Annotated in this window: 16 protein-coding genes; 8 read left to right on the forward strand and 8 right to left on the reverse strand. The window is 69.5% G+C overall.

Going from position 1 to position 16,627, the window contains the following annotated elements; all coding sequences use genetic code 11:
* Positions 1-53 precede the first annotated feature (53 nt).
* Complete coding sequence (locus AB0L75_RS12280) at positions 54-185, forward strand: hypothetical protein (protein WP_365179224.1); 132 nt, start codon at positions 54-56, stop codon at positions 183-185.
* A gap of 39 nt (positions 186-224) precedes the next feature.
* Here AB0L75_RS12280 and AB0L75_RS12285 read toward each other — a convergent pair whose 3' ends face one another.
* Together AB0L75_RS12285 and AB0L75_RS12290 are read right to left on the reverse strand one after the other, a co-directional pair.
* Entirely contained in the window at positions 225-779 is a 555-nt protein-coding gene (locus AB0L75_RS12285; RefSeq protein WP_365179227.1) for a methylated-DNA--[protein]-cysteine S-methyltransferase, read from the reverse strand.
* A 41-nt stretch (positions 780-820) separates the two neighbouring features.
* Positions 821-1,690, reverse strand: coding sequence for a glycerophosphodiester phosphodiesterase family protein (locus tag AB0L75_RS12290; protein WP_365179230.1), 870 nt, complete (start codon positions 1,688-1,690; stop codon positions 821-823).
* Between the two features lie 282 nt (positions 1,691-1,972).
* On the opposite strand from AB0L75_RS12290, the gene AB0L75_RS12295 reads away from it, so the two are divergent.
* From AB0L75_RS12295 to AB0L75_RS12320, 6 genes are all read left to right on the forward strand, one after another.
* The gene (locus AB0L75_RS12295) at positions 1,973-2,851 is read left to right on the forward strand and encodes an MHYT domain-containing protein (protein ID WP_365179232.1); all 879 of its coding nucleotides are present in this window, start codon (positions 1,973-1,975) and stop codon (positions 2,849-2,851) included.
* Between the two features lie 40 nt (positions 2,852-2,891).
* Positions 2,892-5,030, forward strand: coding sequence for an excinuclease ABC subunit UvrB (gene uvrB / locus AB0L75_RS12300; RefSeq protein ID WP_365179235.1), 2,139 nt, complete (start codon positions 2,892-2,894; stop codon positions 5,028-5,030).
* A 155-nt stretch (positions 5,031-5,185) separates the two neighbouring features.
* Positions 5,186-5,764, forward strand: coding sequence for a TerD family protein (locus AB0L75_RS12305; protein WP_365179237.1), 579 nt, complete (start codon positions 5,186-5,188; stop codon positions 5,762-5,764).
* Positions 5,765-5,821: 57 nt separating this feature from the next.
* A complete protein-coding gene (locus AB0L75_RS12310) occupies positions 5,822-7,873 on the forward strand; it encodes a TerD family protein (RefSeq protein ID WP_365179240.1) in 2,052 nt (683 codons plus the stop codon).
* A gap of 222 nt (positions 7,874-8,095) precedes the next feature.
* On the forward strand, positions 8,096-9,097 hold the full coding sequence (locus tag AB0L75_RS12315) for a TerC family protein (protein WP_365179243.1): 1,002 nt from the start codon (positions 8,096-8,098) through the stop codon (positions 9,095-9,097).
* An 82-nt stretch (positions 9,098-9,179) separates the two neighbouring features.
* Positions 9,180-10,280: an ionic transporter y4hA gene (locus tag AB0L75_RS12320; protein WP_365179246.1), complete on the forward strand. Its 1,101-nt coding sequence runs from the start codon at positions 9,180-9,182 to the stop codon at positions 10,278-10,280.
* A gap of 28 nt (positions 10,281-10,308) precedes the next feature.
* Here the strand turns inward: AB0L75_RS12320 and AB0L75_RS12325 are convergent, their stop codons facing one another.
* The gene (locus AB0L75_RS12325; RefSeq protein WP_365179249.1) at positions 10,309-11,580 is read right to left on the reverse strand and encodes an MFS transporter; all 1,272 of its coding nucleotides are present in this window, start codon (positions 11,578-11,580) and stop codon (positions 10,309-10,311) included.
* 211 nt (positions 11,581-11,791) lie between these two features.
* Between AB0L75_RS12325 and aroQ the strand changes: the two genes are divergently transcribed.
* Positions 11,792-12,265: a type II 3-dehydroquinate dehydratase gene (aroQ, locus tag AB0L75_RS12330; RefSeq protein ID WP_365179252.1), complete on the forward strand. Its 474-nt coding sequence runs from the start codon at positions 11,792-11,794 to the stop codon at positions 12,263-12,265.
* Between the two features lie 27 nt (positions 12,266-12,292).
* On the opposite strand, the gene AB0L75_RS12335 is transcribed toward aroQ, so the two are convergent.
* The 5 genes from AB0L75_RS12335 to AB0L75_RS12355 all read right to left on the reverse strand — a co-directional run bounded on the left by AB0L75_RS12335 (position 12,293) and on the right by AB0L75_RS12355 (position 16,580).
* Positions 12,293-13,051, reverse strand: coding sequence for an amino acid ABC transporter ATP-binding protein (locus AB0L75_RS12335; protein ID WP_365179255.1), 759 nt, complete (start codon positions 13,049-13,051; stop codon positions 12,293-12,295).
* Positions 13,048-13,983, reverse strand: coding sequence for an amino acid ABC transporter permease (locus tag AB0L75_RS12340; RefSeq protein ID WP_365179258.1), 936 nt, complete (start codon positions 13,981-13,983; stop codon positions 13,048-13,050). Before AB0L75_RS12340 ends, AB0L75_RS12335 begins: the two co-directional genes overlap by 4 nt.
* The gene (locus tag AB0L75_RS12345; protein WP_365179261.1) at positions 13,980-14,864 is read right to left on the reverse strand and encodes an ABC transporter substrate-binding protein; all 885 of its coding nucleotides are present in this window, start codon (positions 14,862-14,864) and stop codon (positions 13,980-13,982) included. Before AB0L75_RS12345 ends, AB0L75_RS12340 begins: the two co-directional genes overlap by 4 nt.
* 327 nt (positions 14,865-15,191) lie before the next feature.
* Entirely contained in the window at positions 15,192-15,848 is a 657-nt protein-coding gene (locus AB0L75_RS12350; protein ID WP_365179264.1) for an MBL fold metallo-hydrolase, read from the reverse strand.
* Between the two features lie 45 nt (positions 15,849-15,893).
* The gene (locus AB0L75_RS12355; RefSeq protein WP_365179267.1) at positions 15,894-16,580 is read right to left on the reverse strand and encodes a maleylpyruvate isomerase family mycothiol-dependent enzyme; all 687 of its coding nucleotides are present in this window, start codon (positions 16,578-16,580) and stop codon (positions 15,894-15,896) included.
* Positions 16,581-16,627: the final 47 nt, after the last annotated feature.

Raw genomic sequence — 16,627 nt, forward strand, 5'->3', positions numbered from 1 at the left:
CGGCGGCCGCTAAACACTCGCGGCCTGTGGGGGACGGCGCCAGCGGGGGCCGCGTGGCGAGAAACAGCATGCGCCTCGGCCACGTCGCCGTGCGGGCGGCCTGTCCGCCCGCCGCGGCCGGCTTCTCCCAGGAGGCGGTCGGTCCGGAACCTGTCAGGATTGCCGAGTTCGTCTACGCCGAGTAGCCAGACCCGGTCACAGACGGCAAGCCAGGCCGGGCCCGGTCAGAACAGCGGCTCGGGCAGCACACCCTCCAGGGCGAGCAGCTTGCGCTTGGTCTCCAGCCCGCCCCCGAAGCCGCCGATGCCGCCGTCGCTCTCCACCACCCGATGGCACGGCACGACCACCGGCAGCGGATTGGCCCCCATCGCCGCGCCGACCGCCTGCGCCCCGCCGGGCTGCCCGACCCGCCCGGCGAGATCGCCGTACCCCACCACCGAGCCGTACGGCACGCCGGTCGCCAGCTCGCGCAGCACCTGCCGGTTGAAACCGGAGATCAGCGACCAGTCCAGCGGCAGGTCGAAATCGTGCCGCTCGCCCGCGAAGTACGCCCGCAGTTGGTGTATTGCCTCCGCCAGCAGCGGCGAGTCCGGATCCTCCGCGGGAGTACCGCCCAGCCGGGCCGCCAGCCGCTCCAAGGCGCGGTCGCGCACCGCGTCCGTGGCGTGGAACACCACGTTGACCAGGCCCTCCCGGGTCGCGGCCAGCATCAGCGGCCCGATGTCCGTGCTCACCACGGCCCACACGACCTGCTGCTCATCCTGCCCATGGCTGTCCATGCGCCCACCGTACGACCCGCCACTGACAGCGCCCGCCACGATCAGTCGGAACCCAGTGCCGCCCGCACCACATCCGGCTTGTTGGTGATCATCCCGTCGACGCCGTACCCGGCGACCCGGCGGGCGGTGGCCGCGTCGTTCACCGTCCAGGCGAACACTCCGAGCGGCTTGTCGTGCGGCCCGTCGAAGGAGTGCACCGCCGCGACGTACCCGTTGGACAGCGATCCGTACGACGGGTTGATCAGATCGGTGAAGCTCGCGTACTGATGCAGCTGCGCCGGGGTGGGCGACCCGAGGTAGGCGGTGGTGATCGCGGGCCTCAGCTCGTGCACCGTCCGGATGCTGTCGATGCTGAAGCTCTGCACGATCAGCCGCTTCAGGTGCTTCCGGTCCAGCCAGCCCTCGTTGCCGAGAAGCTTCAGGGTCTGCTGCTCGATGCCCGGATACAGTTCAGGATTCTTGATCTCCAGGAGCAGCTTCTCGTGGTTGTGCTCGATGCGGCACATGTAATCCCTCAACGTCGGCACGCGCGTGCCCGCGTACGCGGGGGAGTACCAGCTGCCCGCGTCCAGCCGGGCGATCTCGGCCGCGGTGAAGTCCTTCACCTTCCACGGCGCCCGGCCGGGGAAGACCTGCTCGACGTTCGTGGTGCGCTGCAGGCTGTCGTCGTGGATGACGACCAGCTCGCCGTCCTTGGTGCGCTGGACGTCGTTCTCGACCCAGGAGAAGCCCAGCTGCGCGGCCTTGTCGATCGAGGCCAGCGTGTTCTCGGGAGCGTAGGCGGAGGCACCCCGGTGGGCGATCACCGTGGTCGTGCCGACGTCACCGGCCCGGGCGGCGGAGGTGGGGCTCAGCAGGGTCGCCGTCCCCAGGACCGCGGCGGCCGTGGTGGCAGCTACGCGCGCGTGCATGCAGACTCCTCGCGTCGAGCGAATACGGACAGCAACCAGACTGACAGCAGACGGTCAACGACACCCCGCGCGCACGATGGACACAGACCGGATGGAGATGTGACCAGTCCTCTCACCGGTGCCCCACAACTGCGGCAAGGCCGTGTTTCTTTGCCGGAAAATCGTTCGACCATTCCAGTGGGGGTCATACTCTCTGCGACAACCCTGACCGCTCGAGCGGTCCTGGGCCGGGGGAACACATCGAGGATTCCGGGACGCACGAGGGCGGAAGGGCAGCCGCGCATGCAAGGCACGGTCGACGGATTCAGCTACGGGGCCGTCACCCCGTTGGTGGCCTATCTGATGGCCTGCCTGGGTGGCGCCCTCGGCCTGCGCTGCACCACGCGGTCCCTGCTGGTCACGCACTCCTGGCGGCCCGCCTGGCTGGCGCTCGGCGCCGCCGCGATCGGCTCCGGCATCTGGACCATGCACTTCGTCGCCATGATGGGCTTCGCCATCAAGGAGGCGCCGATCCACTACGACAAGTCGATCACCTATGCGAGCCTCGGCCTGGCCATCCTCATGGTCGGTGTCGGGATCTTCATCGTCGGCTACCGGGGCGCGACCGGCGCCGCCCTGTTCACCGGCGGCACGATCACCGGTCTGGGCGTCGCCTCGATGCACTACCTCGGCATGGCCGGCGTGCACTTCCACGGGCATTTCACCTACAACACGTTGACCGTCGCCGCCTCCGTGGTCATAGCGGTCGTGGCCGCCACCGCCGCCCTGTGGGCCGCCGGACGCGTCCGGGGCTTCCTGTGGAGCGTGGGCGCGAGCCTCGTCATGGGGCTCGCGGTCAGCGGTATGCATTACATGGGCATGGCGGCGCTGGGTGTCCACCTCGACGGCATGTCCCACGCCGCCGGAGGCGCGCCGGAGCCGTCGGTGCTCGCACCCATGCTGATCGGCCCGCTCGCCTTCCTGCTCCTCGCGGGCATCGTCGTGGTCTTCGACCCGATGATGGTCATGGGCCGCCCCGTCCCGATGCCCGTCGAACACAAACCGGGCGTCCCGGCCGCCGCCGTCGCCTCGCACCAGGACCGCCGTCCCGCTCTCCACGAGGCACGCCGACCGGTGCGCAGGGCCGAGCACCACGCGTCCCGGACCCCGCAGAACCGCTGATCGGGCCCCGTTGTCAGTGGGGGGTCGTACGGTGGATGACATGCGGCCCGTTTCCCACATCGAACGCACGGTGGCGCCCTTCGAGGTCGTCAGTCCCTACCAGCCCAGCGGCGACCAGCCGACGGCCATCGCCGACCTGGCCAAGCGCATCGAGGCCGGTGAGAAGAACGTCGTCCTGCTGGGCGCGACCGGCACCGGCAAGTCCGCCACCACGGCGTGGATGATCGAGAAGCTCCAGCGCCCCACCCTCGTGATGGCGCCGAACAAGACGCTGGCCGCCCAGCTGGCCAACGAGTTCCGCGAGCTGCTGCCGAACAACGCGGTCGAATACTTCGTCTCGTACTACGACTACTACCAGCCCGAGGCCTACGTCCCGCAGTCGGACACCTACATCGAGAAGGACTCCTCGATCAACGAGGAGGTCGAGCGGCTGCGCCACTCGGCGACGAACTCGCTGCTCACCCGTCGTGACGTCGTCGTGGTCGCCTCGGTGTCCTGCATCTACGGCCTCGGCACTCCGCAGGAGTACGTGGACCGGATGGTCCCCCTCCGGGTCGGCGACGAGATCGACCGGGACGATCTGCTGCGCCGCTTCGTCGACATCCAGTACACGCGCAACGACATGGCCTTCACCCGCGGCACCTTCCGGGTCCGCGGCGACACCATCGAGATCTTCCCGGTCTACGAGGAGCTGGCCGTCCGCATCGAGATGTTCGGCGACGAGATCGAGGCGCTGTCCACCCTGCACCCGCTCACGGGCGAGATCGTCAGCGACGACCAGCAGCTGTACGTCTTCCCGGCCTCCCACTACGTCGCCGGCCCCGAGCGCTTGGAGCGGGCCGTCAACGACATCGAGAAGGAGCTGGGGGAGCGCCTGGCCGAGCTGGAGAAGCAGGGCAAGCTCCTGGAGGCCCAGCGCCTGAGGATGCGCACCACGTACGACATCGAGATGCTCCGCCAGATCGGCTCCTGCTCCGGCGTGGAGAACTACTCGATGCACTTCGACGGCCGCCTGCCCGGCTCCCCGCCCAACACCCTGCTGGACTACTTCCCGGACGACTTCCTGCTCGTCATCGACGAGTCGCACGTCACCGTCCCGCAGATCGGCGCCATGTACGAGGGCGACGCCTCCCGCAAGCGCACCCTGGTGGAGCATGGCTTTCGCCTGCCTTCTGCCCTGGACAACCGCCCGCTGAAGTGGGAGGAGTTCCAGGAGCGCATCGGCCAGACCGTCTATCTGTCGGCCACCCCGGGCACCTATGAGCTGTCGCGCTCGGACGGCGTCGTCGAGCAGATCATCCGCCCGACCGGCCTGATCGACCCGGAGGTCGTGGTCAAGCCCACCGAGGGTCAGATCGACGACCTGGTGCACGAGATCCGCAAGCGCACCGAGAAGGACGAGCGCGTCCTCGTCACCACGCTCACCAAGAAGATGGCCGAGGACCTCACCGACTACTTCCTGGAACTCGGCATCCAGGTGCGCTATCTGCACAGCGACGTCGACACCCTGCGCCGCGTCGAGCTGCTGCGCGAGCTGCGCTCCGGTGAGTACGACGTCCTGGTCGGCATCAACCTCCTGCGTGAGGGCCTCGACCTTCCCGAGGTGTCCCTGGTGGCGATCCTGGACGCCGACAAGGAAGGCTTTCTGCGCTCTGGCACCTCGCTGATCCAGACCATCGGCCGCGCGGCGCGCAACGTCTCCGGCCAGGTCCACATGTACGCCGACAAGATCACCCCGGCGATGGAGAGAGCCATCGAGGAGACCAACCGCCGCCGGGAGAAGCAGGTCGCCTACAACACGGCCAACGGCATCGACCCGCAGCCGCTGCGCAAGAAGATCAACGACATCGTCGCGCAGATCGCCCGCGAGGAGGTCGACACCGAGCAGCTCCTCGGCTCCGGCTACCGCAAGTCCAAGGACGGCAAGGGTGCCAAGGCCCCCGTCCCCTCGCTGGGCGACAAGGCGGCCAAGGGCGCGAAGGGCGGCAAGGCCGCCAAGGGCAAGGCGGTGCCCACGGACCGCCCGGCAGCCGAACTCGCCGAACAGATCGAGGAGATGACCGAGCGCATGCGCGCCGCCGCCGCGGAGCTGCAGTTCGAGATCGCGGCCCGGCTGCGCGACGAGGTCTCGGAGATGAAGAAGGAACTGCGCCAGATGCGGGAAGCCGGCCTCGCCTGAGCCCCCACCCCGCCGGACCTCGGCGTATGCGCCAAGTGTTGCAACACCGACACAAAGCGCGGGCCGGGGTTCGGCACTGTCAGTGCCCCTGCGTAGGGTTCTGAACAACCGCGCAATGCGCGGCAACAGGGGACCATCGAGAGGGGAATTCAGCGGTGTCCGTCAACTTGAGCAAGGGTCAGGCCATCAGCCTGGAGAAGAAGGACGGGGCCACCCTGACTGCGGTCCGTATGGGGCTGGGCTGGCAGGCGGCGAAGCGGCGCGGTCTGTTCGGCTCCCGCACCCGCGAGATCGACCTGGACGCCTCGGCCGTCCTCTTCGCCGACAAGCAGCCGATCGACGTCGTCTTCTTCCGCCACCTGGTGAGCGACGACGGCTCCGTTCGGCACACGGGCGACAATCTCGTGGGCGGTGTCGGTCAGGGCGGTGACGACGAGGCGATCCTCGTGGACCTGCAGCGCGTTCCGGTCCACGTCGACCAGATCGTCTTCACCGTGAACTCCTTCACGGGCCAGACCTTCCAGGAGGTGCAGAACGCGTTCTGCCGCCTCGTGGACGAGACCAACGGCCAGGAACTCGCCCGCTACACGCTGGACGGCGGCGGCGACTACACCGCCCAGATCATGGCGAAGGTGCACCGCGAGGGCTCGGGCTGGGCGATGACCGCCCTGGGCACCCCGGCCAACGGCCGCACGTTCCAGGACCTGATGCCGGCGATCCAGCAGCACCTGTAAAACCGCCGCCTCGACGGGCGGGGTGAGCACGACAGAACGAAACAGGGGGCGACGGCGATGACAGCCGAGCTGGTGCGGGGGCAGAACCACCCGCTGTCCCAGATCCGGCTGGTGATCCGGATCTCTGCGGGGGTGCCGGTCCTGGCCGGAGCCACGTTCGGCGACGAGAACGGCGCGGTGAACGGCCCCCAGTGGGTGGCTCATCCCGCCGCCCCCGCCCTGCTCGGCGTCGAGGTGCCCCGGCAGCCCGCCACCGAACACCGGCTGGCGGTCGACCTGGGCGCCGTGCCCGAGGCCGTACATCGCGTCGACGTCTTCCTGGCCCTGCCCGCAGGGGCCGAAGGACCGCTCAGGTTCGGTGCCGTCGCCGCCCCGCACACCACGGTCGAGGGCCTCGACGGCACCGAACTCGCCTGCTACACCGTCACCGGCCTGGACAGCGAGACGGCCGTGCTCGCCCTGGAGCTGTACCGCAGGCAGGGTGCCTGGAAGGTGCGGGCGATGGGCCAGGGCTATGCGGCCGGGCTCACCGCGCTCCTCGCCGACCGGGGACTGCGCGAGGCAGCCGACCTCGCGGCCGCCATCCATGAGGCTTCGGCCCAGGGCCCGTCCCGCGTACTGCCGACACCGCCGTCCCTGCCGTCACCGGACGAGAGCGCGGCTCGTGCACCGCACGACACCTCAGCGGCCGTCGCGTACGACGCGTCCGCTGCCACGGCGCGCGACTCCAGGGCGTCCCTGCCGTACGACACTTCCGTGCCCGAGCCGCAGGACACCCCCGCGTCCGGGACAGCGGGTCGGACGCCGTCGTATGCCCCGCAGCGGCCGGAGCCGGCACCCTCGTACGACGCGCAGAACCCGTACGACGCCCAAGCGTCCGGCGCCGTCCCGCCCGACCCCGGTGGCCGGATCGATTACACGCACCCTGGCCGCCGCCCGCAGGGCACACCGCCACCGGCGGCTGCGGCCGCCGACGACCGTCCCGCACCGCCCGTCGCAGGCGACGCCGTGGGTTGGTCCATGGAGGAGCGGCTGTACAACCAGGTCTGGGGCATGTTCGAGGACCTGGCTCGCACGACGGCCGCGTACCGCAGCGCCGTCGACTTCGCCGACTCCCGCCTGGAGAAGGAACTCGACGAGACCCTGACCGACCCCCGCAACCGGCTCGGCAGCGCGGGGGACGCCGCCCGCGAGGCGGCCCACGCCCGCCGGACGCAGCTGGTGGACCAGGCGCGTGCGGCCCTCGACCGCGACCTCGCCCAGCTCACCGCCGAGTCCGAGGTGGTCGAGCCCGCCCTTCCACCGGCATACGCCCGCTGGGACAACCCTGTCTGGCACGGCTACCGCGTCCCTGCCGAACCGCCGATGGCTCTGCGCCTCGGTGATCTCCGACTACCGGAGAGCGCGCCGCTGCACATCCCCCTGCTGGTCCGGCTTCCGCTCGAACGCGGCTTGTGGCTCGACAGCGGTGCACCGGCAGCCGACGGCCTCCCGGACACCGCCGAACTACGGCACCTGGCCCTGGAGGCGGCCGTGGCGCTCGCGGTGCGGCTGCTCGCCGTGCATCCGCCGGGGGACTTCGCCCTGCAGGTCATCGACCCGGCCGGCGCCGGGGCCACGGCGTTCGGCCCGCTCATGCGGACCGGCGTGCTCGCCGGGCCTCCCGCGACCGGTGCGGCGGGGGTGACGGAGCTGCTGGAGCGGCTCACCCGTCGGGTCGACCTGGTGCAGATGGCGTTGCGCGCAGGCGCGCCCGAGTCGCTGCCGGCTGATGTCGACACAGCGCGTCAGCTGCTGATCGTCAACGATTTCCCGCACGGTTTCGACGACCGGGCGGTGACCCGACTGCGCTATCTGGCAGATGAGGGGCCAGGTGTCGGCGTGCACCTCCTGCTGGTGGCGGACCGCGAGGATGCTGCTGCCTACGGCCCCTTGCTCGATCCGCTGTGGCGTTCGCTGATGCGTCTCACGCCGGTCCCCGACGACCACTTCTCCGACCCCTGGGTCGGGCACGCCTGGACCTACGAACCCTCGCTGGTGCCGGCCGGCAGCCAGATCGTGCACCAGGTCCTCGCCGAGGTGGCCAGAACCCTGCCCAAGCACAGGTAAAGGACGCCGACCAGGTAGTTTGGTCTTTATTTTACTTTTCTCTTTACCTTTCCTTGGTGATTGGGGTACTGTCTTCCGTGCGGAGGGGAGTACTCCCTGACTGCGGCGCACCCGTCAGTACGGACCGGTTCCGGTCCCGGGGCGCCGGCCCATAACGGGTGGAAGAGACCTCCGGCAGCGACGACGCTGATGTGTTTGCCGTTACGTAATGCCGGAGGTGCAGTGGACGTTTCCGTGACCCTGTGGGTCCTGACCATCGTGGGTCTGGCCGCCCTGATCGCGGTCGATTTCTTCATCGGGCGCAAGCCTCACGAAGTGTCGATCAAAGAAGCCGGTGTCTGGACCGTCGTCTGGATCACCCTGGCCGGGCTCTTCGGCCTTGGTCTCCTCGCCTTCGGGGGCGGGCAGCCGGCCGGTGAGTTCTTCGCCGGATTCATCACCGAGAAGTCGCTGAGCGTCGACAACCTCTTCGTCTTCGTCCTGATCATGGCGAAGTTCGCGGTGCCGACCCAGTACCAGCAGCGTGTCCTGCTCGTCGGTGTGCTCATAGCCCTGGTCCTGCGGGCCGTCTTCATCGCCGCGGGAGCCGCGATCCTCGCCAGCTTCGCCTGGGTGTTCTACCTCTTCGGCGCCTTCCTGATCTGGACCGCCTGGAAGCTCATCCAGGAGGCCCGCGCGGACGAGGAGGACGAGGAGTACGAGGAGAACAAGCTGCTGAAGGCCGCGGAGCGCAGGTTCGGCGTGGCCGACCGGTACCACGGCACCAAACTGTGGATCCAGCAGAACGGCAAACGGGTCATGACCCCGATGCTGGTCGTGATGCTCGCCATCGGCACGACGGACGTCCTGTTCGCCCTGGACTCCATCCCTGCGATCTTCGGTCTGACCCGGGACCCGTACATCGTCTTCACTGCCAACGCCTTCGCCCTCATGGGGCTGCGACAGCTCTACTTCCTCATCGGCGGCCTGCTGAAGAAGCTGGTCCACCTCTCGTACGGTCTGTCGGTCATCCTCGGCTTCATCGGCGTCAAGCTGGTGCTGCACGCCCTGCACGAGTCCGGCGTCCACGTCCCCGAGATCAGCATCCCGGTCTCGCTCGGCGTGATCTGCGCGGTCCTGGTCGTGACCACCATCACCAGCCTGATGGCCACCAGGAAGCAGGCCGCCGTCGAGGCGGCGCACACCAGTGGCGAAGGTGTCCGGAAGGACAGCATCGACGTCTGAGCAAGCCCGCGGGGCGGAAAGGATGCAAGGTATCCGAAAAGGATGGAATGCGAACTCTGTACGTCTCTGCGACCATCGCCGCATGATCACTCGGCTCCGGTCGTTCACCCGGCAATGGACGATCCTCGTGCCCGTCCTCGCGGTCGTCCTCCTGGCCTTCACCTGGGGCCGTGACCTGCCGGGCGCGGTCGTCGGGCTGGTGACCCTGGTGCTCGCAGGCTCCGTCCTGGCGGCGGTGCACCACGCCGAGGTCGTCGCCCACCGAGTCGGCGAGCCCTTCGGCTCCCTGGTGCTCGCCATCGCCGTCACGATCATCGAGGTCGCTCTGATCGTCACCCTCATGGTCGACGGCGGTGACAAGAGTTCCACCCTGGCCAGAGACACCGTCTTCGCCGCCGTGATGATCACCTGCAACGGCATCGTCGGCCTCTGCCTGCTCGTCGCCTCCCTGCGGCACGGCACCGCGGTCTTCAACCCCGAGGGCACCGGCGCCGCCCTGGCGACCGTGGCGACACTCGCCACGCTCAGCCTGGTCCTGCCGACGTTCACCACCAGCAAGCCCGGACCCGAGTTCTCCTCGGTGCAGCTGACCTTCGCCGCGCTGTCCTCACTGATCCTGTACGGACTGTTCGTGGCCACCCAGACCGTGCGCCACCGCGACTACTTCCTGCCGATCACCAGGCAGGGCGAGGTCATCACGGCCGACGATCACGCCGCACCGCCGTCCGCGCGCACCGCCTGGATCAGCCTCGGCCTGCTCGGCCTGGCCCTGATCGGCGTGGTCGGCCTGGCCAAGGGCGTGTCGCCCACCATCGAGTCGGGAGTGGAGGCGGCCGGCCTGCACCCGGCCGTCGTCGGTGTGATCATCGCCCTGCTCGTCCTGCTGCCGGAGACGATCGCCGCACTGCGTTCCGCACGCCGTGACCGGGTGCAGACCAGCCTCAACCTCGCACTCGGCTCGGCCATGGCCAGCATCGGCCTGACCATTCCGGCCGTCGCCCTCGCCTCCATCTGGCTGTCCGGACCGCTCGTCCTCGGCCTCGGCTCGACCCACATGCTGCTGCTCGCGCTGACCGTCGTGGTCAGCTCCCTGACGGTGGTGCCGGGACGGGCCACACCCCTGCAGGGCGGAGTCCATCTGGTGCTCTTCGCGGCCTATCTGGAACTGGCGATCAATCCGTAGCCGAACGTCCGGCCCCTTGCCAGACAGGTCAGCCCGTCGCCGGTTCCACGGCCGGTACGGGCACCGGCCGCGTCTCCGGCAACAGCGCGAAGCACACCAGGCTGAACAGCGCGATACCCGTCAGATACACACCCACGGCCCACGGCACACGCCCGCTGTGCTCCGCGAGGGCCGTGGCCACGATCGGGGTGAGGGCGCCGCCGAGGACCCCGCCGAGGTTGTAGCCCACCGCGGCGCCCGTGCAGCGCACCCGCGCCTCGTACAGCTCGGGCAGATAGGCGGCGATGACCCCGAACATGATGACGAAGGCGATCAGGGCGCCCAGAATGCCGAGGAACATCAGCAGCGGCTCACCGGTGGCCAGCAACGCCACCATCGGGAGCATCCACAGGGCGCAGGCCACGCACCCCGTCAGGCACAGCGGCCGACGCCCGTAACGGTCACCGAGCAGCGCCACCAGGGGCGTGAGGGACGCGTTCACGACCACCGCGGCCATGACACAGGTCAGCATCACCGTCCGGCTCACCCCGAGCCGCTCCGTCGCATACGCCAGCGCCCACGTCGTCACGGCATAGAACACCGCATACCCGACGGCCAGTCCGCCGGCCGTCAGCAGCACCATGCGCCCGTGATGCCGTACGACCTCGACGAGCGGCACGCGCGCGTGGTCGTCGATTTCCAGGAACCGAGGACTCTCGGCGAGCGACGAGCGCAGCCACAGCCCGGCCAGCGCCAGCGCTCCGGCCGCCCAGAACGGCACCCGCCACCCCCACGCGGCGAACTCCGCGTCGGACAGCAACGCCGACAGGGCGAGCATCACCCCATTGGCGAGCACGAAGCCGAACGCGGGACCCACCTGGGGGAAGCTCGACCACAGCGCGCGCCGCGCGGCCGGTGCGTGCTCGGCGGTCAGCAGGACCGCCCCGCCCCACTCACCGCCGAGCCCCAGACCCTGCAGGAAGCGCAGGACGAGCAGCAGTACGGGCGCGGCGATGCCGATCGACCCGTATGACGGCACACAGCCCACCGCGACGGTCGATGCACCGGTGACCAGCAGCGAGGCGACGAGCACCGGACGCCGTCCGCGGCGGTCGCCGAGATGCCCGAACAGCACCGAGCCGAGCGGCCGGGCGATGAACCCCACCCCGAACGTCCCGAACGCGGCGAGTGTCCCGGCGACCGGTGAGAACGTCGGGAAGAACAGCGGCCCGAGGACCAGGGCCGCCGCCGTCCCGTAGACGAAGAAGTCATAGAACTCGATCGCGGTTCCCACCATGGAAGCGGCGGCGAGTCTTGGCATCGAGGGGGCGTTCACGGCACGTACAGGCTGCATGCCGCGTCAACTACCCACCGTGATCGGCGGTTACGGGGGGCGCGCGGAGGTGATCGAGTGACGGTGGCGTGCGCCGAGGTCACCGGCGCGCAAGGCCCGTTCTGCGCGCGGGCCACCGTGATAGACCGGGTGCGAGCAGCGGTCGTCGACGTACCGCTCCGAACGGACCGGAGGAACCGTGCCCCGCACCCTGGCCAATGCCCCGATCATGATCCTCAACGGGCCCAACCTGAACCTGCTCGGCCAGCGCCAGCCCGAGATCTACGGCAGCGACACACTGGCCGACGTCGAGGCGCTGTGTGCCAAGGCCGCGGCCGCGCACGGCGGCACGGTGGACTTCCGGCAGTCCAACCACGAGGGCGAACTGGTCGACTGGATCCACGAGGCGCGCCTGAACCACTGCGGGATCGTCATCAACCCCGGTGCCTACTCCCACACGTCGGTCGCGATTCTGGACGCACTCAACACCTGTGACGGTATGCCCGTGCTGGAGGTGCACATCTCCAACATCCACCGGCGCGAGTCGTTCCGGCACCACTCCTATGTCTCGCTGCGCGCGGACGGCGTCATTGCCGGATGCGGAGTGCAGGGCTATGTGTTCGGCCTGGAGCGCGTGGCCGCCCTGCTGAGCGCGGCCCAGGCCGACGCGTAGCTGCAACCGGCCCGCCTCGATGCGGGGTTACAACCGGCCCGCCTCCACGATCCGCCGCAGGAAGCGCCGTGTGCGCTCCTGCTGCGGGTCCCCGAAGACCTGCTCGGGGGTGCCGCGCTCCAGGACGACTCCACCATCCAGAAAACAAACCTGGTCGGCGACGTCCCGCGCGAAGCCCATCTCGTGCGTCGCCAGCACCATGGTCATACCGTCGTCCTTCAGGTCCCGGACCACGTCCAGCACCTCGCCCACGAGTTCGGGGTCCAGCGCCGCCGTGATCTCGTCCAGGAGCAACAGCCGGGGCCGCACGGCAAGCGCCCGTACGATCGCCACACGCTGCTGCTGGCCGCCGCTGAGCCGGTCGGGGTAGGCATCCCACTTGGCACCCAGTCCGAGGCGCTCCAGCAGCCCCCTGGCCCATTCCTCGGCCTCCGCACGGGAGACGCCGTGCACCCGGCGCGGCGCCAGCGTGATGTTGTCCAGCACGCTCATGTGCGGGAAGAGGTTGTACGCCTGGAAGACCACGCCGATCCGGCGGCGCACCGCGTCCTGGTCGACACGGGGATCGGTGATCTCCTCGCCCTCCAGCCAGATCGCGCCGTCGTCGATCTCCTCCAGGAGATTGGCGCAGCGCAGCAGCGTGGACTTGCCCGAGCCGGAGGTACCGATCAGCGCGGTCACCGTGTGCGGCGCGACCTCCAGATCGACGTCCCGCAGCACGACGGAGCCGCCGAAGGTCTTGCGGACGGACTCCATGCGCAGGACGGGCGCGCCTGCGTCGCTCATAGCGATCCTCCCTGGGCCCGCTGCCGGTCCATCCGGGCCGTCACCCAGTCCGTGAAGCGGGTCATCGGAATGGTCAGCGCCACGAACACCAGTCCCGCGACGATGTACGGCGTGTAGTTCAGACTGCGGCCCACGATGATGTCGGCGGCCCGCACGGCGTCCACCGCGCCGCCGATCGACACCAGACCGGTGTCCTTCTGCAGCGACACCAGGTCGTTGAGCAGCGGCGGCACCTGACGTCGTACCGCCTGGGGGAGGACGACGTGGCGCAGGGCCTGGCGGTTGGTCAGGCCCAGTGAGCGGGCCGCGGCATGCTGCGAGGGGTGGATCGACTCGATCCCGGCCCGGAACACCTCGGCCACGTACGCCGAGTACGTCAGCGTCAGCGCCGTACCGCCCAGGAGCACCGGATCGACCGTCACGCCCTGCAGCCGCAGCGCCGGGACGCCCAGGACCACGATCATCAGGTTGATGATCAGCGGGAGGCCGCGGAAGAAGTCGGTGTAGGCCGCCGCCAGCACACGCAGCGGGAAGAACACCGGGCCGCGCAGGGTGCGCGCGATCGCTATGAGCATGCCCAGGACCAGGACGGCGACCCCGCAGACCGCGAGCAGGCGGACGTTCAGCCACAGCCCTTCGAGGACCTTCGGCAGTGCCTCGCGCGCGTACTGCGCACTGAAAAACGTCTCCTTGGTGCGCGGCCAGCCCGGCGCGTTGACCACGACAAGGTAAAGCACGACAGCCGTGACCAGGGTCGAGAGCGCCGCGACGGCTGTGGCGCGGCGGGTACGCGCGCGTTTGTAGCGCTCGCGCTCCAGCCGCCGTTCGGACGGTGCGTAGCCGTCACCGGTGACGCCGTCGGCGGCGCCGCCGGTCGTGTCGTCCTTGTCGTCGGCTCCCTCCCGGGCCGACCCGCCCTTGGTGACCGTCACTTGAGCACCGGGGCGTCGACGGCGTCGGAGAGCCACTGCTTCTCGAGCTTCGCCAGCGTGCCGTCCTTGCGCAGGGCGCCCACGGCGCCGCTCACGCACGAGGCCAGCGCGCTGCCCTTGTCCAGCACCAGCCCGAACTGCTCCGGCGTACCGCCCTGGTTCTCGAACTGGCCGACGATCTTCGCGTTCGTCACCTCGGCCGAGGTGATGTAGAACGCGGTCGGCAGGTCGACCACGATGGCGTCCACCTGCCCGTTCTTCAGCGCCGACTTGGCCTGGTCGTTCTTCGCGAAGGCGGCGGCCTCCTGCTTCGGCTTCACCACGTCGGTGATGTAGTCGAGGCTCGTGGTGCCGACCTGGGCACCCAGCTTGAGGTCCTTCAGGTCCGCGATGCTCGACGCCTTGGCGGCCTTGCTGCCCTTCAGCGCGATGACCGCCTGGCGCACGTCGTAGTAGCCGGAGGAGAAATCGACGGCCTTCTTGCGCTCGGTGCTGATCGACACCTGGTTGATGTCGAAGTCGAAGGTCTTCACGCCGGGCGCGAACGCCTTGTTGAACGGCACGCTCTGCCATACGACCGCGTTCTTGGCGTAACCCAGCTGCCGGGCCACGGCATAGGCGACCGCCGACTCGAAGCCCTTGCCGTTCGCGGGCTTGTCGTCCTTGAACCAGGGCTCGTACGCCGGCTCGTCCGTCGCGATCGTCAGCTTGCCGGACGTCTTGGTGGCCAACTTGCCTTTGGCGCAGCTCTTCGCGGCCGAGCCGGACGGAGCGGCCGACGCTGTGTCGTCGGGCTGTGGAGCACAGCCGACAGCGGTGGCGAGCAGGGCTACGGAGGCGGCGGCCAGCGCACGACGCAGGGTGCGAGGGGCAAGGTACATGGCGGGAGATTGGCAGCGAACCCCATGTTTGTCCAGGTCATGACGGCAACTGTCCGCATAGTGGGAACGGGTGTTGCGGTCCTGTGAACGGCGCGCGGGGGCAGCCGTTTGGCCAGGGCCGCCGGCCGAGGGCGGGGTTGGGACCGGCGGCCCTACCGCACAGGAGCCGTCATCCTCTGCGGGGCTGCTACCAGTTGACTGCGTGACAGGGCGTGCCGGAAGCGTGCGCACGCCCCCGGCGCGTGTGAAACGTGCACACGGGGCGCGCGCGTGGAGACTGCGCCTGTGCGGTGAGAACGCGCCCGCGCCGTGGCAATGCGCCCGCGCTCACCACCCGCGTGCGTGCCACTCCGGCAGCTGCGGTCGCTCCGCTCCCAGCGTCGTGTCGTTGCCGTGCCCGGGATACACCCAGGTCTCGTCGGGCAGCACGGCAAAGATCTTCGTCTCCACGTCGTGGATCAGGCTGGCGAAGGCCTTCGGGTCCTTGCGCGTGTTGCCGACGCCGCCCGGGAAGAGGCAGTCGCCGGTGAAGACGTGCGGATGGCCGTGCGGGTCGTCGTAGACCAGTGCGATCGAACCCGGGGTGTGCCCGACGAGATGCCGTGCGGTGAGTTCCACATGCCCCACCCTGATGACGTCGCCGTCGTTCACCAGGACGTCGGTGGGCACCGGGATGCCAGGGGCGTCCTCCCGGCCGGCGTACGTACGCGCGCCCGTGGCCGCGACGACCTCGGCGAGCGCCTGCCAGTGGTCGCCGTGCTGATGCGTGGTGACGACGGACGCGATGCCGTCGTCACCGATCATGCCGAGGAGCGTCTCCGCCTCGCTGGCGGCGTCGATCAGCAGCTGCTCGTCGGTGGCCCGGCAGCGCAGCAGATAGGCGTTGTTCTCCATCGGGCCGACCGCGATCTTCGTGATCATCAGGTCTTTCAGCTCGTGCACATCCGCCGGTCCGCCGACCCTGACCTCTCCGGTGTACGTCATGGTGATCAGCCTATAGCGGGGAGGGGCCCGCGGACCGTCGACGGCCTACAAGGGAGGCAGTTTCGGCAGCGCGCCCTGCACGGTCAGACCGGAGCCCTCGCGCCGCCCGGCGAGCCAGCCCAGCAGGTCGGCGGCCGTCCCCTCGACCGTGACCGGTGTGCCCTCCGCGCCGCCGCCCGTGGTCCAGGTCGCGCCGCCCTCGGCGGCCAGGCCGGTCGAGGGCACGTCCTTGTGCCCGGCGAAGCGGTCCGCCAGGAAGCCGATCTCCCGCTCCATGAACTCCGCCGGAAGATCCTCCAGCTCGTACCCGATGCCGAGATCCACATGGTGCAGGTCGACCTCCGCCCAGCGGCGGAACGGCACCCGGGACGCGGAGTCGGTGACCCCGTTGCGCAGCTCCACCGTGCGCGTCCAGTCCGCCGGCGCATCCCCCGACGCCTGGAAACGGGCCGTGCTCTCGCGCAGGTCGGCGAGCTGGGCGTCGAGGGGGCGCGGGGCGTCCCGCTCGATGTCGGCATCCCGTGCCTCGGCGCTCGCGTACATGGGGCGGCCCTCGAGGACGTTCACGAGCGCGTCCGCGTTGCGGGCGACATGGGCGAGGACGTGTCCGCGGGTCCAGCCCGGGAGCCGTGACGGCTCGGCGAGCGCCGCGTTGTCCAGTTTGGCGACCGCGGTGAGGAGCCGCTCGGTCGCGTCACGTACACATGCCAGGTCATGAGCGTGATCAATCATGAGCCTGACATTAGTCCCGCCACACCTTTGAGTGAAGGTGGTGAAGC

The sequence above is a fragment of the Streptomyces sp. NPDC052101 genome (assembly GCF_040680235.1).
Classification (GTDB): Bacteria; Actinomycetota; Actinomycetes; order Streptomycetales; family Streptomycetaceae; genus Streptomyces.

Coding starts and splice junctions, on each gene's coding strand:
- AB0L75_RS12345 (WP_365179261.1), bottom strand. CDS start 14,864: ATGTACCTTGCCCCTCGCACCCTGCGTCGTGCGCTGGCCGCCGCCTCC.
- AB0L75_RS12350 (WP_365179264.1), bottom strand. CDS start 15,848: ATGACGTACACCGGAGAGGTCAGGGTCGGCGGACCGGCGGATGTGCAC.
- AB0L75_RS12320 (WP_365179246.1), top strand. CDS start 9,180: ATGATCACTCGGCTCCGGTCGTTCACCCGGCAATGGACGATCCTCGTG.
- AB0L75_RS12295 (WP_365179232.1), top strand. CDS start 1,973: ATGCAAGGCACGGTCGACGGATTCAGCTACGGGGCCGTCACCCCGTTG.
- AB0L75_RS12355 (WP_365179267.1), bottom strand. CDS start 16,580: ATGATTGATCACGCTCATGACCTGGCATGTGTACGTGACGCGACCGAG.
- AB0L75_RS12310 (WP_365179240.1), top strand. CDS start 5,822: ATGACAGCCGAGCTGGTGCGGGGGCAGAACCACCCGCTGTCCCAGATC.
- AB0L75_RS12285 (WP_365179227.1), bottom strand. CDS start 779: ATGGACAGCCATGGGCAGGATGAGCAGCAGGTCGTGTGGGCCGTGGTG.
- AB0L75_RS12290 (WP_365179230.1), bottom strand. CDS start 1,690: ATGCACGCGCGCGTAGCTGCCACCACGGCCGCCGCGGTCCTGGGGACG.
- uvrB (WP_365179235.1), top strand. CDS start 2,892: ATGCGGCCCGTTTCCCACATCGAACGCACGGTGGCGCCCTTCGAGGTC.
- AB0L75_RS12325 (WP_365179249.1), bottom strand. CDS start 11,580: ATGCCAAGACTCGCCGCCGCTTCCATGGTGGGAACCGCGATCGAGTTC.
- AB0L75_RS12335 (WP_365179255.1), bottom strand. CDS start 13,051: ATGAGCGACGCAGGCGCGCCCGTCCTGCGCATGGAGTCCGTCCGCAAG.